This is a genomic window from Pseudomonas sp. AN-1 (assembly GCF_034057115.1).
GTDB lineage: Bacteria > Pseudomonadota > Gammaproteobacteria > Pseudomonadales > Pseudomonadaceae > Geopseudomonas.
On sequence record NZ_CP139195.1, the window covers coordinates 1,348,367 to 1,372,620 of the forward strand.

Genomic DNA, 24,254 nt, shown 5'->3' on the forward strand with positions numbered 1-24,254 from the left:
CAGAACGCATGATCTGGAAAGGCTTACGCATTGTTCGCTCCGGCGCCTTGCGTGACAGCATTCCCGCAACCGCGAAAGCCCCCAGAACAACAACAAAGGAAATGACCATGCTCAAACCCGTCAAGGCCCTGCTCACCCTGCTGGCCGCCGGCTCGTTCAGCCTGACCGCCCTGGCCGACGATCCCGTGGTGACCCTCAAGGTCCATCACTTCCTGCCGACCCACTCGGTGACCCATGCCGACTTCCTCGAGCCCTGGACCCGGAAGATAACCGAGGAGTCGAAGGGACGCATCCAGTTCCAGTTCTTCCCCTCGATGCAGCTGGGCGGCACCCCGCCGCAGCTGGTCGACCAGGTCCGCGACGGCGTCGCCGACATCGTCTGGACCCTGCCCGGCTACACCAGCGGGCGCTTCCCGCTGATCTCGGTGTTCGAGCAGCCGTTCATGAGCCGCTCCGCCGAGGCCAGCAGCCAGGCGATGTGGGACTTCGTGCAGAAGCACGGGCAGAAGGAGTTCGCCGGCATGCACCTGCTCGCCACCCATGTGACCGACGGCGCCCTGGTGCACACCTCGAAGAAGCCGATCAAGAGCATGGCCGACTTCCGCGGCATGAAGATCCGCTCCGCCAACCGCACCTCCACCAAGCTGATCTCCCTGCTGGGCGGCACCCCGGTGGCCATGCCGGTGCCGCAGATCCCCGAGGCGCTGTCCAAGGGCGTGGTCGACGGCGCCATCGTGCCCTGGGACGTGGTGCCGGCACTCAAGCTGCACGAGCTGGTGAAGTACCACACCGAGATGGCACCCAACCAGCCGATCCTCATGCAGACGGCCATCGTTCTCGCCATGAACCCGGCCAAGTACGACAGCCTGCCGGCCGACCTGAAGAAGATCATCGACGACAACAGCGGCCTCGCCCTGTCGCGCCAGGCCGGTCACCTGTGGGACACCCAGGTGGTCGAGACCGGTCACCAGCTGGCGCAGAGCCGCGGCAACCAGATCGCCGCGCTGCCCGAGGACGAACAGCGCGAGTGGATGAAGGTCGGCGAACGTCTCAATCAGGACTGGATAGACGAGGTCGAGGACAAGGGCTATGCCAATGGCGCCGCCATGCTCGACGACGCCCGCCAGCTGATCGACCGCTACAGCGCGCAACTGGCCCGCTGACCCCTGCGCGGCGCCGGCAACGCCGGCGCCCCTGCCTCGGAGATTCCCATGAGTGAACTTGTTGTCCAGGCAGCCGCGCTGCCTGAGTCTTCCCTCGGCCGCCAGCTGGATGCCCTGTCGCGCCTGCTGGCCGGCATCGGCGGCCTGCTGCTGGTGGCCATCACCCTGATGGCGTCGTACAGCATCGCCATGCGCGTGCTGTTCGACGAGCCGCTGCTCGGCGACGTGGAGCTGGTGCAAATGGGCTGCGGCATCGCCATCGTGTTCTTCCTGCCGCTGTGCCAACTGCGCCGCGGCAACGTGATCGTCGATGTGTTCACCCTGCATGCGCCGCAGCGCGTGCGCAGCCGGCTGGACGCCCTCGGCGGCCTGCTGATGGCGGTGGCCGCCGCCCTGCTCGCCTGGCGCTCGGCGCTCGGCGTCCTTGACGCCTACGGCAGCGGCGAAGAGTCGATCATCATGGGGCTGCCCCTGTGGTGGTCGATGAGCGCCTTCGCGCCCGGCTTCGCGCTGCTCGCTCTGGTGTCGCTGTACACCGCCTGGAACGACCTGACCGGCAAGGGGGAAAACCCATGAGCACTGTCGAAATCGGCGGACTCTTTCTCGCCATCCTGCTGGTGCTGCTGGTGGTGCGCATTCCGATCGCCATCGCCATGCTGCTCACCGGCATCGCCGGCTACGTGACCATCGGCGGCTGGGACCCGCTGCTCAGCTACCTGAAATCAGTGGCCTACGCGCGCTACACGGTCTACGACCTGTCGGTGATCCCGCTGTTCCTGCTGATGGGCCAGTTCGCCTCGCGCGGCGGCCTGGCCAAGGGCCTGTTCCGCGCCGCGGCGGCGATGATCGGCCACTGGCGCGGCGGCCTGGCCATGTCGGCGGTCGGTTCCTGCGCGGCCTTCGGCGCAGTGTGCGGCTCGTCCATCGCCACCGCGGCGACCATGGGCCAGGTCGCCCTGCCCGAGCTCAAGCGCTACAACTACTCCGGCTCGCTGGCGGTCGGCTGTCTGGCCGCCGGCGGCACCCTGGGCATCCTCATCCCGCCGTCGGTGGTGCTGGTGATCTACGCGATCCTCTCGCAGCAGAACATCTCCGCCCTGTTCATGGCCGCCTTCGTGCCCGGCGTGCTGGCCGCGGTCGGCTACATGATCGCCATCTCCATCTTCGTGCGCCTCAATCCCGAGGCCGGGCCGGCGCAGCCGCGCCAACGCTGGGCCGAGCGGCTGGCGGCGCAACAGGGCGTCTGGCCGATCTTCCTGATCTTCGTGCTGGTGCTCGGCGGCATCTATGGCGGCTGGTTCACCCCCACCGAGGCCGCGGCGATCGGTACCCTGGGCACCGGCTTCTTCGCCGTGGTGCTGGGCAAGCTGCGCCTGGCCGAGTTCAAGGAGGTGCTCTACGGCACTGCGGTGACCACCGCGATGATCTTCATGATCCTGCTCGGCGCCGACGTGATGAACTCGTTCCTGGCCCTGTCGCAGCTGCCCGTGGCGCTCGCCGACCTGATCGGCAACAGCGGCCTGCCGCCCTTCGTGGTGCTGGCCGGCATCCTGCTGCTGTACCTGATCCTCGGCTGCGTGATGGACACCATGTCGATGATCCTGCTGACCATCCCGATCTTCTTTCCGATGGTCATGGGCCTGGACTTCTACGGCCTGGACCAGACCGAGAAGGCCATCTGGTTCGGCATCCTGGTGCTGATGGTGGTGGAGATCGGCATGATCACCCCGCCGGTGGGCATGAACGTCTACGTGATCAGCGGCATGAGCAAGGACGTCAGCCTGCGCGAGGCGTTCCGCGGCATCGTGCCCTTCCTGGCCTCCGACATCGTGCGCGTGGTGGTGCTGGTGCTGTTCCCCTCCATCACCCTCTGCCTGGTGCGCTGGCTGAACTGAGCGGCCACGCTCGCCCCTTGTGTGACGGCGCCCGCGGGCGCCGTCATGCTTCCTGCTCGCGGATCACCGCGCGGATGGCGTCCATCAGCGCCTGGGCTGCCGCCGTATGCAGGCAGCCAGCCCGCTGGATCAGGCCGATCACCCGGGCCGTGTGCCTGAGCGGCCAGGGCAGGACGCACAGCTCGCCGGAGCGGATCTCCCGCTCCAGCTGGTGCGCCGACACCGCCGCCAGCAGTTCCGAGCGCAGCAGCAGGCCACGGATGATCGCCAGGTCGCCGCTTTCCACCACCGGCCGCGGCGGCGGCATGCCCAGCTCGGCGAAACTCCCCTCCAGCAACTGGCGGGCCGGCGAGCCGGCACGAGGCAGGACCCAGCGGGCGTGCTGCAGCGCCTCGGGGCCGAGGTCCCCGGCCAGCAGCGGGTGGCCGCTGCGCACCAGCACCACCATCTCCTCGCTGAGCAGGGCCTCGCCGACCAGGTCGCTGGCGTACTCCGCCGCGCGCAGGGCGCCGAAGATGAAATCCACGTCGCCGCTGCGCAGTTCGGTGGCCAGCAGGTCGAACGGGCTCTCGTCGGTGGCCACCTGCACCTCCGGATGCACGGCGGTCAGCCGCACGATGGCCTCAGGCAGGATCCGGGTGCGCCCCAGCGGCAGCGCGCCCACCCGCACCACGCCCTCCAGGCGGCCGCGCATGGCGGCGACGTCGGCCTCGAGGTGGCGCAGCTCGTTGAGCGCCCGGCGCACGGGAAAGAGGATCTCGTGGCTCGCCCGGGTCGGCTGCAGGCCGCGCGGCGTGCGCTCGAACAGCGCCTGGCCGGTGCCGCTTTCCAGCACCTTGAGGGCGGCGCTGACCGCCGGCTGGGTGAGGCCGAACAGGCTGGCCACCGTCTGCATGTGGCGGGTCTCGCAGAGCTTGACGAACACCTGCAGGCGCCGGGCCTGGAACAGGTACAGCGGCTCCGTGGCATTGCCGAGCAGGCGCGGCACGCTTTCCAGTTCGGCCAGCACGCGGCGCGCCCGCGGCAGCAGCCGTTCGCCGAAGTCGGTCAGGCGCATGCCGTTGGTGTGGCGCTCGAACAGCGTGACGCCGAGCCCGGTTTCCAGATCGGCGATGGCCCGGGTGACCACCGACTGCGCCCGGTACAGCACCGAAGCGGCCTTCGACACGCTGCCCTGCTCGGCCACCCGCACGAAGGCCCGCACCTGCATCAGATTGGGAAGTTCGTTTTCACTCATGCGCTCGAGGCCTCGCCCATCTCGGAAATGGCGCAACTATGCCCGCCCATCTCCGATATCGGCAATAAACAAAACGCATAGCAAGGGCGGTTTAAAGCATTACTTGCGGGGAAAGACCGGGTGACATGCTTTCCCGGCCATAACACAGGAGGAGCAACCCGCAATGAACGAGACATTCCAGAAGAGCGCACTGGTGGTCAGCGCCCACTCCGCCGATTTCGTCTGGCGCGCCGGCGGCGCCATCGCCCTGCATGCCGCGCAGGGCTATGCCGTGCACATCGTCTGCCTGTCGTTCGGCGAGCGCGGCGAGTCGGCCAAGCTGTGGCGCAAGGGCGCGATGACCGAGGACAGGGTCAAGGCCGCACGCCGCGAGGAAGCCCTGGCCGCCGCCGAGATCCTCGGTGCCAGCGTCGAGTTCTTCGACATCGGCGACTACCCGATGCGCGCCGACACGGACACCCTGCTGCGCCTGGCCGACGTGTTCCGCCGCGTGCAACCGGAGTTCGTCCTCAGCCACTCGCCGAAGGACCCCTACAACTACGACCACCCGCTGGCGATGAACCTGACCCAGGAGGCGCGCATCGTTGCCCAGGCCGAGGGCTACAAGCCCGGCGAGAAGATCGTCGGCGCGCCGCCGGTGTATGCCTTCGAACCGCACCAGCCCGAGCAGTGCGAGTGGCGCCCGGACACCTTCCTCGACATCACCGAGGTGTGGGACAGGAAATACGCCGCCATCCAGTGCATGGCCGGCCAGGAACACCTGTGGGAGTACTACACCCGTGTCGCCCTGCAGCGCGGCGTGCAGGCCAAGCGCAACGTCGGCATCACCAGCGCGCGCAACATCGTCTACGCCGAGGGCTTCCAGAGCGTCTTCCCGCGCGTCACGGAGAACCTGGCATGAGCGGCCTGATCGGCAAGACAGGCATCGTGGTGCGCAACATCGAGCGCGCCGACAGCGGCGTGATCGACGAGCTGGGGCGCTACGGCGTGGCCACCGTGCACGAGGCCCAGGGCCGCAAGGGCCTGCTCGACAGCGCCCTGCGCCCCATCCAGCAGGGCGTGAGCATCGCCGGCTCGGCGGTGACCGTGCTGGTCGCCCCCGGCGACAACTGGATGTTCCACGTCGCCGTCGAGCAGTGCCGCCCCGGCGACATCCTGGTGGTGGCACCCAGTTCGCCGTGCAGTGACGGCTTCTTCGGCGACCTGCTGGCGACCTCGCTGCAGGCCCGCGGCGTGCGCGCCCTGGTGATCGACGCCGGCGTGCGCGACAGCCAGACGCTGCGCGAGATGGGCTTTGCCGTCTGGTCGCGGCACATCAACGCCCAGGGCACCATCAAGGAGACCCTCGGCTCGGTGAACCTGCCGCTGGTCTGCGCCGGACAGTTGGTCAACCCGGGCGACGTGGTGCTGGCCGACGACGACGGCGTGGTGATCGTGCGCCGCGACGAGCTGCCTGCGGTGCTGGAAGCCACCCGCAAGCGCGCCGATCTGGAGGAGCACAAGCGCCTGCGTCTGGCCAGCGGCGAGCTGGGCCTGGACATCTACGCCATGCGTCCGCGCCTGGCCGAGAAGGGCCTGCGTTACGTCGACAGCCTGGAAGAGCTGGAGGGCTGAGCATGACCCAGACCCGCATTCCCTGCCTGTTGATGCGCGGCGGCACCTCCAAGGGCGCCTACTTCCTCGCCAGCGATCTGCCGGCGCAACCGGAGCAGCGCGATCGCGTGCTGCTCGCGGTGATGGGCTCGCCGGACCCACGGCAGATCGACGGCCTCGGCGGCGCCGACCCGCTGACCAGCAAGGTGGCCATCGTCCAAACCTCCATGCGGCCGGACGCCGACGTCGACTACCTGTTCGCCCAGGTGCTGGTGGACGAGCCGCGGGTCGACTACGGGCAGAACTGCGGCAACATCCTCGCCGGCGTCGGCCCCTTCGCCATCGAGCGCGGGCTGGTGGCGGTTTGCGGCGAGGTCACCCTGGTGCGCATCTTCATGGAGAACACCGGGCAGATCGCCGTCGCCCGGGTGCCGACCCCGGGCGGGCGGGTCGAATACGCAGGCGATGCGCGCATCGACGGTGTGCCCGGCAGCGCGGCGCCGCTGGTGGTCGACTTCCAGGACGTCGCCGGCTCCAGTTGCGGCGCCCTGCTGCCCACCGGCAACGCCCGCGACCGCTTCGACGGCATTGAGGTCACCTGCATCGACAACGGCATGCCGGTGGTCCTGCTGCGCGCCGAGGACCTTGGCCGCAGCGGCTACGAGAGCCGCGAGGCGCTGGACGCCGACGGCGAGCTGAAGGCCCGCCTGGAGTCGATCCGTCTGCAGGCAGGTCCGCGCATGAACCTCGGCGACGTCCGCCTGTGCAACGTGCCGAAGATGTGCCTGATCGCTCCAGCTCGTTCCGGCGGAGCCATCAGTACCCGCAGCTTCATCCCGCACCGCTGCCACGCCTCGATCGGCGTGTTCGGCGCGGTCAGTGCGGCGACGGCCTGCCTGGTCGAGGGCTCGGTGGCCGCGCCCGTCGCCCGTATTCCCGGCGGCGAACTGCAGCGCCTGTCGGTGGAGCACCCCAGCGGCGAATTCACCGTCGAGCTACGCCTGCGGGATGGCGAGCTGGCCGGCTGCGGCCTGATGCGCACCGCGCGGTTGCTGTTCGATGGCCAGGTGTGCGTGCCGGCGGCGCTGTGGGCCGGTCCGGCCTGAAAGCCCTCGTAGAAGCCAGCTGGCTGGAGATGCCCTCTTGCCCGGAGTGCGGACTCCGTAGCGGCACTGCGAAAAACACTGGAAAAGGCCAGCCAGATGCCAGTAAATCGCGGACTTTCCGGAAAATCCAGAGCGCCACGCCAAGAGCGGCAACACCCTTGGCCCGCCCTCAGGAAAACAGCTCCGACGCCAGGCTGGCCTGGGACAGTTCCTCGCCGGCCGCCAGCAGGCGCGGCACCAGCTGGTGCATGCGCGCCTCGCTCAGGCGCGCGCTGGGGCCGGCCAGGCTGAGCACCCCGATGGGATGGCCGTCGCGCGGGTGACGGATCACCGAGGCCATGGCCGCCATGCCCACCGCCGAGCTTTCCATCACCCAGGCGTAGCCGTGCTGGCGTGCCAGCTGCAGGCGTTCGAGCAGCGCGGCCTCGCTGCGCGGGGCGTTGGGGCCGAGCTCGGCGGGGTCGACCGGCGCCTGCTGCGCCACCCTGGCCAGCGCCTCGGCGTCGCTCATGCTGGCCAGCCAGGCGTGGCCGGAGGCGGTGGAGGACAGCGGCGCATCGCGGCCCATGTCCGGGTCGTAGCGCAGGCCGCCGCGCGCGCCCTGCGCCTTGGCGATCCAGGTCAGGCGCTCGCCGTCGATCACGCCCAGACGTACCAGTTCGCCGGTTTCCTCGGCCAGGCGGTCAAGGATCGGCTGCACCACGTCGGCGCCGCTGCTGGCCAGGTAGCGGAAACCCAGCGCCACCAGCCGGGTGGACAGCTGGTAGCGGCTGGTCTGCGGGTCCTGGCGCACATAGCCGAGGCGGATCAGCTCGGCGAGCATGCGGTGGGCGGCGCTCTTGGGGATCTGCAGCTGGTCGGCCAGGGTCTGCAGCGGCATCCCGCCCGGATCGGCGGTCAGGCTCTCCAGAAGACTCAGCGCACGTTCGATTTGACTGCCTGCCATGTTGGTATCCCTGCGATAGAAGCGGCGATTCTAGAAGAGCCCCGGGCCTGACGGAAACCGTGCGATCCACCGGCGCTGGCGGACGGCTTGCCCGGAAAATGTTCCGGCCGGTTCATTTTGGTTCGATTATCGATCAGGCCGAATTGCCATTTATGAAACCTGGTTCCAATAATCTCACCACCTGCACCGCCACACCAGCGCTGCGGCAGACCGATAAATACAAGAATACGGGTACCCCCTCATGCACGATGCATCGCTAGCTCGCACCCCCGCCGCTGTCCTGACCGATTGCTGGACCGGCCTATCCCCGCTGGTCCACTTCGACGCCCAGCCGACCACGCGCCCCGCACAGCCCTCCCGCTCACCCAGCGCCGTTGCCGGCCGTCTGCGCCGGCTGCTGCGCCTGATCGCCTGACCGCCGGGCGCCCTGCCTGCTCCCCATCCATGACCCTGCGGAGGCGCGCTCGCGCCTCCGGCGGAGAGACTCGTCATGTCAAAACCGCTCGAACAACGCCAGGTCGGCGAACTGGTCTTCGTCTGCCTGCTGCTCGCCCTGGCCGCCGGCGTCGCCGTGCAGGCCTGGCGCATCGCCGGCTTCAGCGGCATCAGCTCGCCGGGCGCCTTCCCGCTCGGCGTCAGCGCCGTGCTGCTGCTGGCCGGCATCTGCATCGGCCTCGACACCCTGCGCAAGCCGGCCTGCGGCGCCGGCGGCTGGCTGGACGCGGCGCGGCAGTTCGCCGCCCAGCACTTCCCGCGCTGCATCCTGGTGTTCGTCGCCCTGGCGGTGGCCTACCTCGCCAGCATCCAGTGGGCCAGCTTCTACCCGGCCACCTTCGTCTTCCTGCTGCTGGCGGCCCTCTACCTGGGCCGCGGCCGGCCGCTGGCCGCGCTGCTGGCCAGCGGCGTGTCGACGGGCCTGATCTGGCTGCTGTTCAGTCTCGCCTTCAGCGTCTACCTGCCCTGAGGAATCCCCCGTGAGCGAAACCTTCTCCTACCTGCTGATGGCCTGGCTCGATCCGCAGCTGCTGATGCTCACCGCGCTGGGCACCTTCGCCGGCATCTACATCGGCGCCATCCCCGGTCTGTCTGTGACCATGGCGGTGTCGATCCTGGTCTCCTTCACCTTCTCCTGGGAGGTCAATAGCGCCCTGGCGCTGATCGTCGGCATCTTCATCGGCGGGGTGTACGGCGGCTCGCGCAGCGCCATCCTGCTCAACATTCCCGGCGCACCCTCCTCGGTGGCCACCGGCTTCGACGGCTACCCGCTGGCCAAGCTCGGCGAGGCCGGCCGCGCCATCGGCCTGAGCACGGTGATGTCGGTGATCGGCGGCCTGGCCGGCACGGTGGTGCTGGCCTGCGCGGCGCCGGTGATCGGCGAGATGGCGCTGAAGTTCGCCCCGCGCGACTACTTCCTGATCGCCGCGCTCGGCCTGCTGCTGGTCGGCAGTCTGTCGGAAGGCTCGCTGGCCAAGGGCGTGTTCGCCGCCGCGCTGGGCACGGTGATCGGCCTGGTCGGCATGGACCCGGTGACCGCCCAGGGCCGCTTCACCTTCGACCAGGTCGAGCTGATGGGCGGCATCCACTACGTGGTGGTGATGATCGGCCTGTTCGGCGTCGCCGAGGCCTTCTACCAGCTGCATACCCTGGACGTGCCAGCGGTGCGCCAGCAGGTCGACAAGATCATCCCGTCCGTGGCGATGGTGCTGAAGTTCCTGCCGCTGTCGCTGCGCACCGCGGTGATCGGCGTGCTGGTCGGCGCGCTGCCCGGCGTAGGCGGCGACATCGCCGCGCTGATGGCCTACGACCACGCCAAGCGCACGGTAAAGAAGCCCAGCCGGCCGTTCGGCCAGGGCGCCTACGAGGGCCTGGTGGCGCCGGAAACCGCCAACAGCGCGGCGGTCGGCGGCGCCTACGTGCCGATGCTGACCCTCGGCATCCCGGGCGATGCGGTGACCGCGGTGATCATCGGCGCGCTGGTGATCCACGGCCTCAACCCCGGCCCGATGCTGATGGTGGAAAGCCCGCACATCTTCTGGTTCACCGTGGGCAACCTGGCGCTGGCCAACCTGTTCCTGCTGGTGTTCGGCCTGATGGGCATCAAGCTGTTCGCCAAGCTGGTCGAACTGCCCAAGGCCCTGCTGATCCCGCTGATCCTGGTGCTCTGCGTGGTCGGCACCTACTCGATCAACAGCAGCATGACCGAGGTGTACTGGATGCTCGGCTTCGGCCTGCTCGGCTACTTCCTCAAGGCCTTCGGCTTCCAGATGGGCCCGGTGATCCTCGGCGTGATCCTCGGCCCGATGATGGACAACTCGTATCGCCAGGCGATGGCCTCGGTCGGCGACGACCCGTCCGCGCTGCTCGGCGAACTGGTCAGCAACCCGGTGTCGCTGATCCTCAGCCTCGGCATCACCCTGATCCTCCTCGGCAAGACCCCGGCTGCGGGCTGGCTGAAGAAGAAGTGCACCTCAAACCCTGTCACCCCCTGATCCGAAAACAACAACAAGCGGAGTACCTCCCATGCTGAAGAAAATGCTCGCCGGAATGACCCTCGCCGCCTGCGCCGCCGGTTTCGCCCTCGCCGCCCATGCCGACTACCCCGAGCGGCCGATCCAGGCGGTGATCCCCTGGGGCGCCGGTGGCGCCACCGACAACGTGATGCGCAGCCTGTCGCCCTACGTCGAGAAGGAACTCGGCGGCAAGCTGATCCTCAACAACCGCCCGGGCGGCACCGCGGTGATCGGCACCACCTACGTGCTCGGCCAGCAGCCCAACGGCTACACCGTGCTGCTCGGCGCGGAGAACCCGCAGCTGTATCCGGTGCTGGGCCTGGCCAAGTTCGACTACAGCGCGCTCTACCCGATCAACCTGATCGGCCAGAACGTCGCGGTGATCGCCACCCATGCCGACAGCCCGTGGAACAACATGGCCGACCTGATGGCCGCGGCCAAAGCCAACCCCGGCACCCTGCGCATGGGCGGCGCCGGGGCCGGCGCCCTGCCCAACACCGTGCACTCGATGATCAGCGCGGTGGACCAGCTCGAGGTGCGCGAGGTGACCTTCGGCGGCGACGGCCCCGGCATCACCGCGCTGATGGGCAAGCACATCGACTTCATGCCGCTGAGCCTGGCCGCCGCCAAGGAGCTGATCCGCACCGGCAAGCTCAAGGCCCTCGCCGTGGTCAGCACCGAGGCGCACCCGGAGCTGCCGGGCGTCGAGCCGATCAGCAAGACCCTGCCGGGGATCGCCGACTACCTGCCGTGGGGGCCGTTCTGGGGTGTCTGGGTGCACAAGGACACCCCCGACGACATCAAGCAGAAGCTGACTGCCGCCTACAGCAAGGCGGTGGCCAGCCCCGAGTTCCAGGCCTTCCTCAAGGACTACGGCGCCAAGTCGCTGAACCTCAGCGGCGCGGAGGCCAGCGAATACCTCAACCGCTGGCAGTCGGTCACCGCCTGGTCGATGTACAAGGCCAAGGCGGTGGCGGTCGCCCCGGACAGCCTGGGCATCGCCAAGCCCTGATCCCGCCCCTCCCGTACAGGCCCAGCTCTGCGCCGGGCCTGTCGTTTTCACGGCCTGCACTTCGTCGCCAGCGGCTTCTGCCTCTTGGCGGCAACCCTTCCCAGACTTATTATTGGAACCAAGTTCCAGAAACAATACATGGCGCCGTGCGCCCAGCTGGAGTAACTGCGATGCCTGCGAGTCCCCTCACCCACCCGGTGGAATGCGATGTCCTGGTAATAGGTTCGGGCGCCGCCGGCCTGTCGGCCGCGGTGACCGCCGCCTGGCACGGCCAGCAGGTGGTGGTGGTGGAGAAGGACCCGGTGTTCGGCGGCGCCACCGCCTGGTCCGGTGGCTGGATGTGGGTGCCGTGCAACCCGCTGGCGCGTCGCGCCGGCATCGTCGAGGACCCCGAGCTGCCGCGCACCTACCTCAAGCACGAGCTGGGCGAGAAGTACGACCCTGCGCGCATCGACGCCTTCCTCGCGGCCGGCCCGCACATGGTGGAGTTCTTCGAGAAGCACACCCGCCTGCAGTTCGCCGACGGCAACCAGATCGCCGACATCCACGGCGACAGCCCCGGCGCCGGCACCGGCGGGCGCTCGGTGATCGCCGCGCCCTGGGACGGCCGCGAGGCCGGCGCGCTGATCCACCGCCTGCGCAAGACCATGCGCGAGACCTCGTTCGTGGGCATGCCGATCATGGCCGGCAAGGATCTGGCGGCGTTCATGAACGTCACCCGCTCGGCGCGCTCGTTCGTCTACGCCGGCAGGCGCTTCGGCCGCCACCTGGTCGATCTGGCCCGCCACGGCCGCGCCATGCAGCTGGTCAACGGCGTGGCGCTGGTCGCCCGCCTGGCCAAGTCGGCCGAGGAGCTGGGCGTGCGGCTGATCGAGTCGGCGCCGGCGCGCCGCCTGCTGCTGGAAAACGGCGCGGTGCGTGGCGCGGCGGTGGAGACCGCGCAGGGCGAGGTCAGCATCCGCGCGCGCAAGGCGGTGGTGCTGGCTGCCGGCGGCTTCCCCAACGACATCGAGCGGCGCAAGGAACTGTTCCCGCGCACGCCCACCGGCCACGAGCACCTCGCCCTGCCGCCGCAGGGCGCCTCGGGCGACGGCCTGCGCCTGGGCGAATCCGCCGGCGGCCAGGTGGCCACCGACCTGGTGTCGCCGGTGGCCTGGGCGCCGGTGTCGCTGGTGCGCCATACGGACGGCAGCAGCGGCCACTTCCCGCACATCATCGAGCGTGGCAAGCCGGGGATCATCGGCGTGCTGGCCGACGGCAGGCGCTTCGTCAACGAGGCCCACGGCTACTACGACTACACCGCGGCGATGGTCGCCGCGGTGCCGCCGGGCCAGGAGGTCGCCTCCTGGCTGGTCTGCGATCACCGCTTCCAGCGCCGCTACGGCCTGGGCATCTCACGCCCGGCGCCGGTGCCGCTTGGCGGCTGGCTGCGCAACGGCTATCTCAAGCGCGGCAAGACCATCGAGGAGCTGGCGCGCGCCTGCGGCATCGACCCGGCCGGGCTGGCTAAGACCGTCGCCGAATACAACCGCCACGCCCGCAACGGCGAGGACCCGGAATTCGGCCGCGGCTCGACCCTCTACAACCGCAAGCAGGGCGACGCCACCCACCAGCCCAACCCCTGCGTGGCGCCCATCGAGCACGGACCGTTCTACGCGGTGAAGGTGCAGCCCGGCTGCTTCGGCACCTTCGCCGGGCTGAAGACCAACGCCAGCGCCCAGGTGCTGGACGGCGACAGCCAGCCGATCCCCGGCCTGTACGCCGCCGGCACCGACATGGCCAGCATCATGGGCGGCCACTACCCGGCCGGCGGCATCAACCTCGGCCCGGCGGTGACCTTCGGCTACATCGCCGGCCGGCATATCGCCGGGGTCAGCGACTGGGAGTGAGCGGTCGGCACCGAGCAAAAGGCCGTGGCGGAGCGATCCGCCGCGGCCTTTTGCTTTTTCAGTCCAGCACCGGCCTGAGCAGCGCCTGCGCCTCGTACAGCGGCAGCAGGTAGCGCAGGCGCATCTCCTCCAGGCTGAGGCGCGAGGCGTGGGTGGTGATGGACAGGGTCGCCTGCAGCCGCCCGCCGCGTCCGTACAGCGGCACCGCCAGCACGCGCATGCCCACCTCGTACTCCTGGTCGACCAGCGCATAGCCCTGCGCGGCGATCTGCGCCAGCTCGGCGCGGATCGCCGCCTCTTCAGTGCGGGTGTGCGGGGTCAGCTGGCGGCGCGGCACCCGTGCGAAGTAACCGGCCAGCTCCTCCTCGGGCAGGTGCGCCAGCCACACCCGGCCGCTGGCGGTGCAGTACAGCGGCGCCCGCGAGCCGGGGCGGATCGACAGCGAGGCGATGTGGCTGTAGCGGCTGCGCACCACGTGGACGATGTCGTCGCCGTCGCGCAGGCCCACCGCGACGTGCTCCTGGGTGGTACGCGCCACCTGCTCGACCACCGGGCGCAGCATGCGCGGCAGCTGCGCCGAGTCGACGTAGGCCTGGCCGATGCGCAGCGCCTTGGCGGTCAGCCAGTACTGGCGGCCGTCGCTGTCGGCGAAGCCTTCGTGCACCAGGGTCAGCAGGAAGCGCCGCGCCGCGCTGGGGGTCAGCCCGGACAGCCGGGCCGCCTGCGCCACGCCGAGGCGCGGATTCTCCTCGCTGAACAGCTGCATCAGGGCCAGGCCCTTCTGCAGGCCGGCGATCAGGTCGCGCGGGTTGATCTCCGCCTGGCTCATGGACACTCCTCGGGAATTTTCGCCATTCAGTGCGATTATCGCAGTGTCGATGCGATTAACAACCAGAATGACCATTCAGCGCGTTGTTGGCCCGGCGAGCCCCTCGCAATACTCGCCGCACAACAAGCACAACAGCTGGAGGTCAGCATGATCCGCGGTTCGACCGAACTGGTAGCCATCGTCGGCTCCCCCATCGCCCAGGTGAAGTCGCCGGAGAACTTCAACACCTGGTTCGCCCAGCACCACAGGGACCTGGCGATGATCGCCATCGACCTGACCGAGGCGGCGCTGGACGATTTCCTCGCCACCCTGCGCGGCTGGCGCAACCTGCGCGGCTGCGTGGTCACCGTGCCGTACAAGCAGGTGCTGGCCGAGCGCCTGGACGGCGTCAGCCCACGTGCCGCTGCCTTGCGCTCGGTCAACGTGATCCGCCGCGAGGCCGACGGCCGCCTGCTCGGCGACAACGTCGACGGCGACGGCTTCCTCAACGCCGCGCGCCAGCACGGCTTCCAGGGCCACGGCCAGCGCGCCCTGGTGGTCGGCACCGGCGGGGTGGGCAGCGCCATCGCCTGGGCGCTGGCCGAAGCCGGGGTCGCCGAGCTGACCCTCGCCGACGTCAGCGCCACGCGCGCCGAAGGCCTGGCGGCGCTGCTGCGCGACGCCTTCCCGCGCCTGGCGGTGCACAGCGACTACCCGTCGCTGGCCGGCTTCGACCTGGTGGTCAACGCCTCGCCGGTGGGCATGGGCGGCAGCGGCGAACTGCCCCTACCGCTCGCCCAACTGGAAACCCTGCGCGCCGGCGCCCTGGTGGCCGACGTGGTGACCTCGCCGGAGATCACCCCGCTGCTTGCCTTCGCCCAGCGCATGGGCTGCCAGGTGCAGACCGGCGCCGAGATGGCCTTCGCCCAGCTCGGCAACCTCGGCGCCTTCATGGGCGTCACCCCGCAGCAGATCTGACCGGCAGAGGAAGCACGTCATGACCACCGCAATCCATCCCTCCATCGCCCCCAGCACTGCCGTCCACGAATACGACCTGGTGGTGCTCGGCAGCGGCGCGGCCGGCTTCGCCGCCGCCACCACCGCCGCCTGCCGCGGCCTGCGCGTGCTGATCGTCGAGAAGGCGAGCACCTTCGGCGGCACCTCGGCGATCTCCGGCGGCGCCGTGTGGATCCCCGGCAGCGACCAGGCACGCGCCGCCGGCATCGAGGATTCGCACGAGGCGGTGCGCACCTACCTGAAGAAGACCATCGGCGCCGGTTACGACGCCGAACTGGTCGACACCTTCATCGAACGCGGCAGCGAGGCGCTGCGCTATCTCGAACAGCACAGCGAGCTGGCCTACGCCCTGCGCCCGCTCTCCCCGGACTACTACCCGGACGAGGACGGCGCCACCGACCGCGGCCGCGCCCTGGAGATGGTCGAGTACGACGGCCGCCGCCTCGGCGAGCGCTTCAAGGACCTCAAGGTGCCGCCGCAGGGCATGCTGCTGTTCGGCGGCATGATGGTGAACCGCGTCGACATCCAGCATTTCCTCAACTTCCGCCGCTCGCCGCAGTCGCTGTGGCACTGCCTCAAGCTGATGGCGCGCTACGGTCGCGACCGCCTCAAGCACCCGCGCGGCACCCGCCTGACCGTGGGCAACGCGCTGATCGCCCGGCTGGCCACCACCGCCTTCGCCAGGGGCGTCGAGCTGTGGCTGGACTGCCAGGCCGAGAGCCTGATCGTCGAGGACGGCACGGTGCGCGGCGTGCAGCTGCGCCGCAACGGGCGCAGCGAGCGGGTGCTGGCGCGCGGCGGGGTGGTCTGCGCCACCGGCGGCTTCGGCGCCGCCGCGCAGGCCGCGAGCGAACGGCCGCAGAGCGCCGCGGCGCACTGGAGCATGTCGCCGGAAACCAACACCGGCGACGCCCTGCGCCTGGCCGCGGCGGTGTCCGCCGCCAGTGGGCAGAAGCTGGCCGCCAACTTCTTCTGGGCGCCGGTGTCGGTGCTGCGCCGCCCGGACGGCAGTCTCGAGCGCTTCCCACACCTGGTCACCGACCGCGCCAAGCCGGGGATCATCGCCGTCGACAGGAGCGGCCGGCGCTTCGTCAACGAGTCCAACTCCTACCACTGCTTCGTCGAGGCGATGTTCCAGGGCCACGCGCCTTGCTGGCTGATCGCCGACGCCGAAGCCCTCGGCAAGTACGGCATGGGCCTGGCGCGGCCCAAGCCGGTCGACAACTCGGCGCTGATCGCCGCCGGCTACCTGCACCGCGCCGACACCCCCGAGGCGCTGGCCCGCGCCATCGGCGTCGACCCGCAGGGCCTGCGCGCCACCCTCGAGCTGCACAACGGCGATGCCCGCACTGGCGTCGACCGCCAGTTCGGCAAGGGCGGCAACAGCTACAACCGCCACCTCGGCGACCCGCACCAGCAGCCCAACCCCTGCCTGGCGCCGCTGGAGAAGGCTCCGTTCTACGCCATCCGCGTCGACACCGGCGATCTGGGCTCGGCGCGCGGCCTGCGTACCGACCGCCACGCCAACGTGGTCGACCTCGATGGCGCGCCCATCCCTGGGCTGTACGCCGCCGGCAACGACATGAACTCGATCATGGACGGCACCTACCCCGGCCCGGGCATCACCCTCGGCCCGGGCATCACCTTCGGCTACATCGCCGCCAGCCACATCGCCGAGCGCCTGCTGGCCGGCAACTGACCTTTCGACGGAGATACCCGCATGTACTACGAACTGCGCACCTACACAATCAAGCCGACCCGCCTCGCCGAGTGGCTGGCGCTGTACCAGAGCGACGCCCTGGCGGTGCAGACCGAGCACCTCGGCCGGCTGGTCGGCTTCTTCACCACCGAGTTCGGCGAGGCCAACCAGGTGGTGCACATCTGGGCCTACGAGAGCCTCGACGACCGCGCCGTGCGGCGCGCCAGCATGGCCGCCGACCCGCGCTGGACGGCGTTCGCGCGCAAGAACCGCGAGCTGGACGCGGTGGAGCGCCTGGAGTCGCGGCTGATGAAGCCGACCGGTTTTTCGCCCTTGCAGTAAGCCCCAAGGCAATCGCATGAACGCTGTAGGAGCGAATTCATTCGCAACCGAGCCGCCGGGGTCGCGAATGAATTCGCTCCTACAGGGGGTGAGTCCACGCCAGCTGCGTGCGATTGCCCCTCCTACAACAACAAGAGGCAAAACATGCACACGCCCGACAGAATCGAATGCGACGTGCTGGTGATCGGCTCCGGCGCGTCCGGGCTGGCCGCCGCGGTGACCGCCGCGCACCACGGCCTGAAGGTGGTGGTCGCCGAAAAGGAGCCGCTGCTCGGCGGCACCAGCGCCTGGTCCGGCGGCTGGCTGTGGATTCCGCGCAATCCGCTGGCGGTCGCCGACGGCCAGCTCGAGGAGCCCGATGCCCCCGAGCGCTACCTGCGCGAGCAGCTGCAGCGCAGCGAACTGGACCCGCGCCAGCGCGCCTTCCTCGCCCACGGCCCGGCGATGGTCGAGTTCTTCCAGCGCCACACCGCCGTGCAGTTCCAGTCCGGCAGCCGCATGCCGGACATGCACGACGGCCCCGGCGCGGTGCCGGGCGGGCGCTCGCTGTGCGCTGCTCCGTTCGACGGCCGCCAGCTCGGCGAGTGGATCGAGAAATTGCGCCCACCGCTGGACCTGATCAGCCTGGCCGGCATGGGCATCGCCGGCGGCGCCGATCTCGCCCACTTCCTCGACGCCACCCGCGCGCCACGATCGGCGCTGTACGCCGCCGGGCGCCTGCTGCGGCATTTTCGCGACTGCCTGCTGCACGGCCGCAGCCTGCACCTGGTCAACGGCAACGCCTTGGTCGCCCGCCTGCTGCGCAGCGCGCTGGACCTCAAGGTCAGCCTGCTCAGCGAAGCGCCGGTACGCCGCCTGCTCGAGCGCGACGGCCGGGTGATCGGCGCCCTGCTCGATCATCTCGGCATGCCGACCGAGATCCACGCCCGCCGTGGCGTGGTGCTGGCCTGCGGCGGCTTTCCCCACGATCGCGCGCGCATCGCCGAGCTGTTCCCCCACGCGCCGGATGGTCACGGTCACCACTCGGCGGCGCCGCCCTGCAACAGCGGCGACGGCCTGCGCCTGGGCGAGGCGGTCGGCGGACGGGTGGCGGACGATCTGGTCCACGCCGGCGCCTGGGCGCCGGTGTCGCGGGTGCCGCGCCGGGATGGCAACTTCGGCGCCTTCCCGCATCTGATGGAGCGCGCCAAGCCGGGCTTCATCGCCGTGCGTCGCGACGGCCGGCGCTTCGCCAACGAGTCCGACTCCTACCATGCCTTCATGAGTTCGCTGTTCGCCGCCACCCCGACCGGCGAGGCGGCTGAGGCCTGGCTGATCGCCGACCGCCGCGCGCGTAGCCGCTACGGCATCGGCGCGGTGCGGCCGTTCCCCTTCCCCGATGCGCCCTGGCTGGGCAACGGCTACTTGAAACGAGGCGACAGCCTCGCCGAGCTGGCCCGTCAGTGCGATATCGACTCGGAGCAGCTCGCCGCCAGCGTGGCGCTCTTCAACCGGCACGCCGCCCGCGGCGAGGACCCCGACTTCGGCCGCGGCGCCTCGCCCTACAACCGCGCCCAGGGCGAGCCCCGCCATGGCCCCAACCCGTCGCTGGGGGCACTGGAACAGGGGCCGTTCTACGCCGTGAAGCTGGTCCCCGGCAGCCTCGGCACCTTCGCCGGACTGCGCACCGACGCCTGCGCGCGGGTGCTGGATGCCGGCGGCCAGCCCATTGACGGACTGTTCGCCGTGGGCAACGACATGGCCAGCGTGATGGATGGCCACTATCCGAGCGGCGGCATCACCCTCGGCCCGGGGATGACCTTCGGCTATCTGGCCGGCCTGGCACTGGCCGGTTTGCGGCCCGCGACGGACGACAATAGACCTTCGACTAGAGCCAATCCCTTCTCAGGCTAAAATGGACTAACTGGTTAGGTTTTGTTCGATAATCGAACGGATGGGCGTTTATCGGATTGACCCCAGCCAGCGCGAATCCCAACATCTACACCAGACCGGATGCTCCCTTGCCTGCCGCAGATCGCCATCCGGCCGAGTCAGCTGAAGCTGATCCATAACAATTTCAAGAATCGGGTAAACGCTCATGTCCAACTCCACGGCTCGCCCAGTCGTATCGCCGCAGACGTTCGCCTCGGTGCACCCCCACGCCGGTGTCGGCGAGAAGATCCGCGCCGCCCTCGCCGTCGGCAAGATGCGCTGGGGCATGCTGGCCCTGGTGTTCTTCGCCACCACCCTGAACTACATCGACCGCGCCGCCCTCGGTGTGATGCAGCCAATCCTCGCCAAGGAGATGAGCTGGACCACCATGGACTACGCCAACATCAACTTCTGGTTCCAGGTCGGCTACGCGGTCGGCTTCCTGCTGCAGGGTCGCTTCATCGACAGGGTCGGCGTCAAGCGCGCCTTCTTCCTCGCCGTGCTGCTGTGGAGCCTGGCCACCGGCGCCCATGGCCTGGCGACCTCGGCGGTCGGCTTCATGATCTGCCGCTTCATCCTCGGCCTCACCGAGGCGGCCAACTACCCGGCCTGCGTGAAAACCACCCGTCTGTGGTTCCCGGCCGGGGAGCGCGCCCTGGCCACCGGCATCTTCAACGCCGGCACCAACGTCGGCGCCATGGTCACCCCGGCCCTGCTGCCGCTGATCCTGTCCGTCTGGGGCTGGCAGGCCGCCTTCATCGGCATGGGCCTGCTCGGCCTGGTCTGGCTGGTGTTCTGGGCGCTGAACTACTACAACCCGGAAGAACACCCGACCGTCAGCAAAGCCGAGCTGGAATACATCCAGAAGGACGTCGAGCCCGAACCGACCAAGGTGCCCTTCTCGCAGATCCTGCGCCGTCGCGGCACCTGGGCTTTCGCCGTGGCCTACATGATCACCGCGCCGGTGTTCTGGTTCTACCTGTACTGGCTGCCGCCGTTCCTCAACCAGCAGTACGGCCTGGGCATCAGCGTCACCCAGATGGGCATCCCGTTGATCCTGATCTGGCTGACCGCTGACTTCGGCAGCATCGGTGGCGGCATCCTGTCGTCGTTCCTGATTGGCCGCGGGGTCAACCCGATCCGCGCCCGCCTGGTGTCGATGCTGATCTTCGCTGCCTGCATCTGCTCGGTGGTGTTCGCCGCCAAGGCCAGCGGCCTGTGGGTCGCGGTGCTGGCGATCTCCCTGGCCGTGGGCGCCCACCAGGCCTGGACCGCCAACATCTGGAGCCTGGTGATGGACTACACGCCCAAGCACCTGATGAGCACCGTGTTCGGCTTCGGCGGTATGTGCGCGGCGATCGGCGGCATGTTCATGACCCAGATCGTCGGCTACGTGCTGACCGTCACCAACAACAACTACGCCGTGCTGTTCACCATCATCCCGGCCATGTACTTCCTGGCGCTGACCTGGCTGTACTTCATGGCGCCGCGCAAGCTGGAAGGCTGATCCGCCTTCCAGCCAAGGCAAAAGCCGATGCCGCGCACCAGCGCGGCATCGACTTTTCTCGCTTCAGAACAGCTCCAGCTGACCATCCACCAGACGCTGGAAGTCGCTGTGCACGAAGGGCAGGATGGCGTCGGCCACCGGCTGCAGCTGGCGCGTCACGTAATGGTCGTAGTCGATAGGCTTTGCGAAGATGCGCGTCACCAGCTCGCAGTCCTTGAGGTTGTATGCAGCCAATGTCGCAAAGGCCATGGAGCCGCATTCGCCAGCTATGGCAGCGTGTTGCGTAATGAACTGCTTCTGGTTCAGGGCGCGGATGACATCAAGTCATACTCTACCTCGGCATCGGTGCTTCGCCAGTTCTGTGCCCACTGTGGCTCGTCACTGTTCTGGTCGAAAGCCAAGGTGAACACTCCGACTGGATCTCGATAGCGCTCGGCACCCTGGATACTCCGTTCACGTCGGAGAAGCAGAAGCACATCCAGGTGACATCCAAGGCACCCTGGTATGAAATTCGGGATCCTTGGCCACAGTCCGACTGACTGCTCCGGGTCGGCAGCAGCCCCCCTCTCCCCACGGCATGCCTCGCATGCCGCGGCCAATGTCTCAAGCCCTCACGTACCGAATCACCGCCTCGCAGATCATCTCCTTGTGCCGCGCACGGGTTTCCGGGTCGGTGAAGTCGACTTGGTGGATGGTGGCGAAGGTGTAGCGGTTGGACACGCGGAAGAAGCAGAACGAGCTGATCAGCAGATGAAGGTCGCGCGGCTCGATGCCTGGGCGGAACACCCCGGCGGCCACGCCGCGGTCGAGAATGCTGGCGATCTCGGCGAGGATCGAGCGGTTCAACGAGCGGATCACCTGCGACTCGGCCAAGTGGGCGCCGTGGTGGATGTTCTCGATGCTGACCAGGCGGATGAAGTCGACGTTGCTGTCGTGGTGCTCGAAGGTGAACTCGACCATGCGGCGGATCGCCGCCTCGGGGTCCAGCTCGTCGAGCTTGAGCGCCGCCTCGGTGGCACGGATGTCGCCGTAGAGCTTCTCCAGCACGGCCAGGTAGAGCTGCTCCTTGCTGGTGAAGTAGTAGTAGATCATTCGCTTGGAGACGTTGGTGCGCTCGGCGATGGCATCCACCCGCGCGCCGCTGAGGCCGTGCTCGGCGAACTCGGCGATGGCCGCCTCGAGGATGTCCTGGCGGGTCTTCTCCGGGTTGTTCTTGCGCGGCTGGCGTGCCTCGAGGGGAGCGGTGACTGGCGACATGGCTGGCGAACTCGTTGGCAAAGGTATTGCGCGATTATCGGTTGCCGCCCGGCGGGAGGGAAGCCACGCCGCCCGCGGCGGCGTGGCCTGGGGGAGTCACAGCTTGGGGCTGCGCCGGCCGGAGCGGGCATGGGCCAGGGCGGCCAGGCGCACGGCGACGTTGGCGGCGCCGTAGGCAGCGTAGTTCTTGCGCTGCAGGATCTCGAAGAAGAAGCGCTCGGCAAACGGCTCGGTGTAGACGTGGAACAGCTCTCCGCCCTGGGCGTCGCGGTCGTAGAGGATGTTGAAGTAGGCCAGCCTGCTGAGGAAGTCATCGTCGAAGTCGAAGCGCGCGGCCAGGTCGTCGTAGTAGTTCATCGGGATGTCCAGCAGCGGCACCCCGGCCTCCTTGGCGCGCTCGACTGCGACGAAGATGTCGTCGCAGTCGAAGGCGATGTGGTGCACGCCCGAGCCGCGGTAGGTGGACAGCGAGCGGGCGATGGCGGTGTTGCGGTTCTCCGAGATGTTCAGCGGCAGGCGCACGCTGCCGCAGCGGCTGCGGATCGCCCGGCTCTTCACCAGCCCGTAGGGATCGGGCAGCACCACCTCGTCGTCGGCCTCGAAGTCGAACAGGCTCTTGTAGAACAGCACCCAGGAGTCCATGCCCTCGGCCGGCAGGGCCATGGCCACGTGGTCGATGCGCTTGAGCATGCCGGCGTCGCTGTTGCCCTTCAGGTCGAAGTCGGTGTCGTAGATGCTGTGGCCCTCGGCGTCGCGGTCGGCCAGGTAGATCAGGCTACCGTCCGGTGCGCGCACCGCGGGGATCTCGCGCTCGTTGGGGCCGATCAGGCTGCGGTACGGCTGGCCGCCGAACTGGCTGGCGCGCTCCAGCGCCTGGTGGCTGTCGCGCACGCGCAGCGCGGTGGCGCACAGCGACGGGCCGTGGGCCTCGAAGAAGCTGTGGGCGAAGGAATACGGCTCGGCGTTGAGCACCAGGTTGATGTCGCCCTGGCGCAGCAGGCTGACGTTCTTCGAACGGTGGCTGCCGGCCTCGACGAAGCCCAAGCGGGTCAACCACTGTGCCAGCTGCGCGCCGTGCTCGCCGTCGACGGCGAATTCGAGGAACTCGATGCCGTCGTAGCGACTGGCCGGCGGCGGGGCGAACAGCACACCCTCCTCGACCGGCTGGTGCTGTTCCTCCAGCAGCAGGCGGGTCTTCTCCTCCAGGTACAGCAGCGAGCGCAGGCCGTCCACCGCGGTGGCGCGCGGCGGCGCGGCGCGGAAGCCGTCGTTGAAGATCTCCAGCGACAGCGGGCCGCGGTAGCCGCTCTTGAGGATGGGTGCGAGGAAGCCGGGTAGATCGAAGTCGCCCTGCCCCGGGAAGCAGCGGAAATGCCGGCTCCACTCCAGCACGTCCATGTTGAGGAGGGGCGCGTCGGCCATCTGCACGAAGAAGATCTTGTCGCCGGGAATCTCGGCGATAGCGCTGGGGTCGCCCTTGAGCGACAGGGTGTGGAAGCTGTCGAGCAGCACGCCCAGGCTCGGGTGGTCGGCAGCGCGCACGATGTCCCACACCTGCTGGTAAGTGTTGACGTGGCGGCCCCAGGCCAGCGCCTCGTAGCCGATGCGCAGGCCGCGGGCGCCGGCGCGTTCGGCCAGCAGGTGCAGGTCGTCGATGAGGATCTGCCGGTCGCCAAGGGCGTCGGCGGCGACATTGCTGCACACCAGCACCAGGTCGGTGCCCAGCTCCTGCATCAGGTCGAACTTGCGCTCGGCGCGGTCGAGGTTGCGCTGCAGGCGGTCGCGGCGCACGCCCTCGAAGTCGCGGAACGGCTGGAACAGGGTGATCTCCAGGCCCAGATCGGCCGCCAGCCGGCGCACCTCGCGCGGGCTGCCGCCGTAGTAGAGCAGGTCGTTCTCGAAGATTTCCACGCCGTCGAAACCGGCGGCGGCGATGGCCTCGAGCTTCTCCGGCAGGGTGCCGCTGAGCGAGACGGTGGCGATTGAACGGTGCATGCGTCCTCCTGGGATGAAGGCGGTCGGTGCAGCGCAACAGCAAGGCAGGCTCGCGCCGACGGGATGGAATGGCTCGAGTATCGGGCAGCCCTCCGGCAGCGGCAACAAAAATGTACTAACCAGTTAGTTTTGTGTTCGATCAGCGAACGGATCCATTCCCCGGCCGATTGACCCGGGTCCAGCCCGCCACGCACCATGCGGCCATATCTCGGTCGACCCGCCGCCTCCGGCGCCGCGTCGCCGCATGCCACGACAACAACAAGAGCGAAGTCGCCATGCCCCGAATGCCTGCTGCCATGCCCGGCACCAGCCCGCCAGTCGCCGCGGACTGACGCGCCAGCCCCGCCCTGCCGGGGGACTCCCAGAT

At 69.0% G+C, this 24,254-nt stretch carries 21 protein-coding genes and 1 pseudogene; 16 read left to right on the plus strand and 6 right to left on the minus strand.

Features of this window, described 5'->3' with window-relative positions:
• Positions 1-107 precede the first annotated feature (107 nt).
• The 3 genes from SK095_RS06060 to SK095_RS06070 are packed head-to-tail and all read left to right on the plus strand — an operon-like array spanning position 108 to position 3,058.
• Positions 108-1,163, plus strand: a complete 1,056-nt coding sequence (locus SK095_RS06060; protein ID WP_136490559.1) for a TRAP transporter substrate-binding protein — start codon at positions 108-110, stop codon at positions 1,161-1,163.
• 48 nt (positions 1,164-1,211) lie between these two features.
• On the plus strand, positions 1,212-1,739 hold the full coding sequence (locus SK095_RS06065) for a TRAP transporter small permease (protein ID WP_136490558.1): 528 nt from the start codon (positions 1,212-1,214) through the stop codon (positions 1,737-1,739).
• Positions 1,736-3,058: a TRAP transporter large permease gene (locus SK095_RS06070; RefSeq protein WP_136490557.1), complete on the plus strand. Its 1,323-nt coding sequence runs from the start codon at positions 1,736-1,738 to the stop codon at positions 3,056-3,058. Before SK095_RS06065 ends, SK095_RS06070 begins: the two co-directional genes overlap by 4 nt.
• Positions 3,059-3,101: 43 nt before the next feature.
• Here SK095_RS06070 and SK095_RS06075 read toward each other — a convergent pair whose 3' ends face one another.
• On the minus strand, positions 3,102-4,295 hold the full coding sequence (locus tag SK095_RS06075; RefSeq protein WP_320548251.1) for a LysR family transcriptional regulator: 1,194 nt from the start codon (positions 4,293-4,295) through the stop codon (positions 3,102-3,104).
• Between the two features lie 163 nt (positions 4,296-4,458).
• Between SK095_RS06075 and galB the strand changes: the two genes are divergently transcribed.
• The 3 genes from galB to SK095_RS06090 are packed head-to-tail and all read left to right on the plus strand — an operon-like array spanning position 4,459 to position 6,994.
• Positions 4,459-5,196, plus strand: coding sequence for a 4-oxalmesaconate hydratase (gene galB / locus SK095_RS06080; protein ID WP_320548252.1), 738 nt, complete (start codon positions 4,459-4,461; stop codon positions 5,194-5,196).
• Positions 5,193-5,909: a 4-carboxy-4-hydroxy-2-oxoadipate aldolase/oxaloacetate decarboxylase gene (locus SK095_RS06085; RefSeq protein WP_320548253.1), complete on the plus strand. Its 717-nt coding sequence runs from the start codon at positions 5,193-5,195 to the stop codon at positions 5,907-5,909. Before galB ends, SK095_RS06085 begins: the two co-directional genes overlap by 4 nt.
• 2 nt (positions 5,910-5,911) lie before the next feature.
• Entirely contained in the window at positions 5,912-6,994 is a 1,083-nt protein-coding gene (locus SK095_RS06090; RefSeq protein WP_320548254.1) for a 4-oxalomesaconate tautomerase, read from the plus strand.
• Between the two features lie 169 nt (positions 6,995-7,163).
• Here SK095_RS06090 and SK095_RS06095 read toward each other — a convergent pair whose 3' ends face one another.
• Entirely contained in the window at positions 7,164-7,940 is a 777-nt protein-coding gene (locus SK095_RS06095; RefSeq protein ID WP_320548255.1) for an IclR family transcriptional regulator, read from the minus strand.
• A 490-nt stretch (positions 7,941-8,430) separates the two neighbouring features.
• On the opposite strand from SK095_RS06095, the gene SK095_RS06100 reads away from it, so the two are divergent.
• The 4 genes from SK095_RS06100 to SK095_RS06115 all read left to right on the plus strand — a co-directional run bounded on the left by SK095_RS06100 (position 8,431) and on the right by SK095_RS06115 (position 13,351).
• A complete protein-coding gene (locus tag SK095_RS06100; RefSeq protein WP_320548256.1) occupies positions 8,431-8,904 on the plus strand; it encodes a tripartite tricarboxylate transporter TctB family protein in 474 nt (157 codons plus the stop codon).
• Positions 8,905-8,914: 10 nt separating this feature from the next.
• Positions 8,915-10,429 (plus strand): tripartite tricarboxylate transporter permease, encoded by a 1,515-nt coding sequence (locus tag SK095_RS06105; protein ID WP_320548257.1) that lies wholly within the window; start codon positions 8,915-8,917, stop codon positions 10,427-10,429.
• A 31-nt stretch (positions 10,430-10,460) separates the two neighbouring features.
• The gene (locus tag SK095_RS06110; RefSeq protein WP_320548258.1) at positions 10,461-11,462 is read left to right on the plus strand and encodes a tripartite tricarboxylate transporter substrate binding protein; all 1,002 of its coding nucleotides are present in this window, start codon (positions 10,461-10,463) and stop codon (positions 11,460-11,462) included.
• Positions 11,463-11,632: 170 nt separating this feature from the next.
• Positions 11,633-13,351: an FAD-dependent oxidoreductase gene (locus tag SK095_RS06115; RefSeq protein WP_320548259.1), complete on the plus strand. Its 1,719-nt coding sequence runs from the start codon at positions 11,633-11,635 to the stop codon at positions 13,349-13,351.
• Between the two features lie 58 nt (positions 13,352-13,409).
• On the opposite strand, the gene SK095_RS06120 is transcribed toward SK095_RS06115, so the two are convergent.
• On the minus strand, positions 13,410-14,180 hold the full coding sequence (locus SK095_RS06120; protein ID WP_320548260.1) for an IclR family transcriptional regulator C-terminal domain-containing protein: 771 nt from the start codon (positions 14,178-14,180) through the stop codon (positions 13,410-13,412).
• Between the two features lie 147 nt (positions 14,181-14,327).
• Between SK095_RS06120 and SK095_RS06125 the strand changes: the two genes are divergently transcribed.
• The 5 genes from SK095_RS06125 to SK095_RS06145 all read left to right on the plus strand — a co-directional run bounded on the left by SK095_RS06125 (position 14,328) and on the right by SK095_RS06145 (position 20,635).
• On the plus strand, positions 14,328-15,137 hold the full coding sequence (locus SK095_RS06125) for a shikimate dehydrogenase (RefSeq protein ID WP_320548261.1): 810 nt from the start codon (positions 14,328-14,330) through the stop codon (positions 15,135-15,137).
• 19 nt (positions 15,138-15,156) lie between these two features.
• On the plus strand, positions 15,157-16,875 hold the full coding sequence (locus SK095_RS06130) for an FAD-dependent oxidoreductase (protein ID WP_414153872.1): 1,719 nt from the start codon (positions 15,157-15,159) through the stop codon (positions 16,873-16,875).
• Positions 16,876-16,896: 21 nt separating this feature from the next.
• Positions 16,897-17,217 (plus strand): NIPSNAP family protein, encoded by a 321-nt coding sequence (locus tag SK095_RS06135; RefSeq protein ID WP_320548262.1) that lies wholly within the window; start codon positions 16,897-16,899, stop codon positions 17,215-17,217.
• A 144-nt stretch (positions 17,218-17,361) separates the two neighbouring features.
• Positions 17,362-19,110: an FAD-dependent oxidoreductase gene (locus SK095_RS06140; RefSeq protein ID WP_136490082.1), complete on the plus strand. Its 1,749-nt coding sequence runs from the start codon at positions 17,362-17,364 to the stop codon at positions 19,108-19,110.
• A 184-nt stretch (positions 19,111-19,294) separates the two neighbouring features.
• Positions 19,295-20,635: an MFS transporter gene (locus SK095_RS06145; RefSeq protein ID WP_256659059.1), complete on the plus strand. Its 1,341-nt coding sequence runs from the start codon at positions 19,295-19,297 to the stop codon at positions 20,633-20,635.
• 63 nt (positions 20,636-20,698) lie between these two features.
• Here SK095_RS06145 and SK095_RS06150 read toward each other — a convergent pair whose 3' ends face one another.
• Positions 20,699-20,884, minus strand: a complete 186-nt coding sequence (locus SK095_RS06150; protein ID WP_168772517.1) for a hypothetical protein — start codon at positions 20,882-20,884, stop codon at positions 20,699-20,701.
• On the opposite strand from SK095_RS06150, the pseudogene SK095_RS06155 reads away from it, so the two are divergent.
• A pseudogene (locus SK095_RS06155) lies at positions 20,798-21,174 on the plus strand (GFA family protein). The gene SK095_RS06150 and the pseudogene SK095_RS06155 sit on opposite strands and share 87 nt — an antisense overlap.
• A 64-nt stretch (positions 21,175-21,238) precedes the next feature.
• Here SK095_RS06155 and SK095_RS06160 read toward each other — a convergent pair.
• Together SK095_RS06160 and quiC are read right to left on the minus strand one after the other, a co-directional pair.
• The gene (locus SK095_RS06160; RefSeq protein ID WP_136490081.1) at positions 21,239-21,892 is read right to left on the minus strand and encodes a TetR/AcrR family transcriptional regulator; all 654 of its coding nucleotides are present in this window, start codon (positions 21,890-21,892) and stop codon (positions 21,239-21,241) included.
• Positions 21,893-21,988: 96 nt separating this feature from the next.
• Entirely contained in the window at positions 21,989-23,887 is a 1,899-nt protein-coding gene (gene quiC, locus SK095_RS06165; protein WP_136490080.1) for a 3-dehydroshikimate dehydratase QuiC, read from the minus strand.
• Positions 23,888-24,254 lie beyond the last annotated feature (367 nt).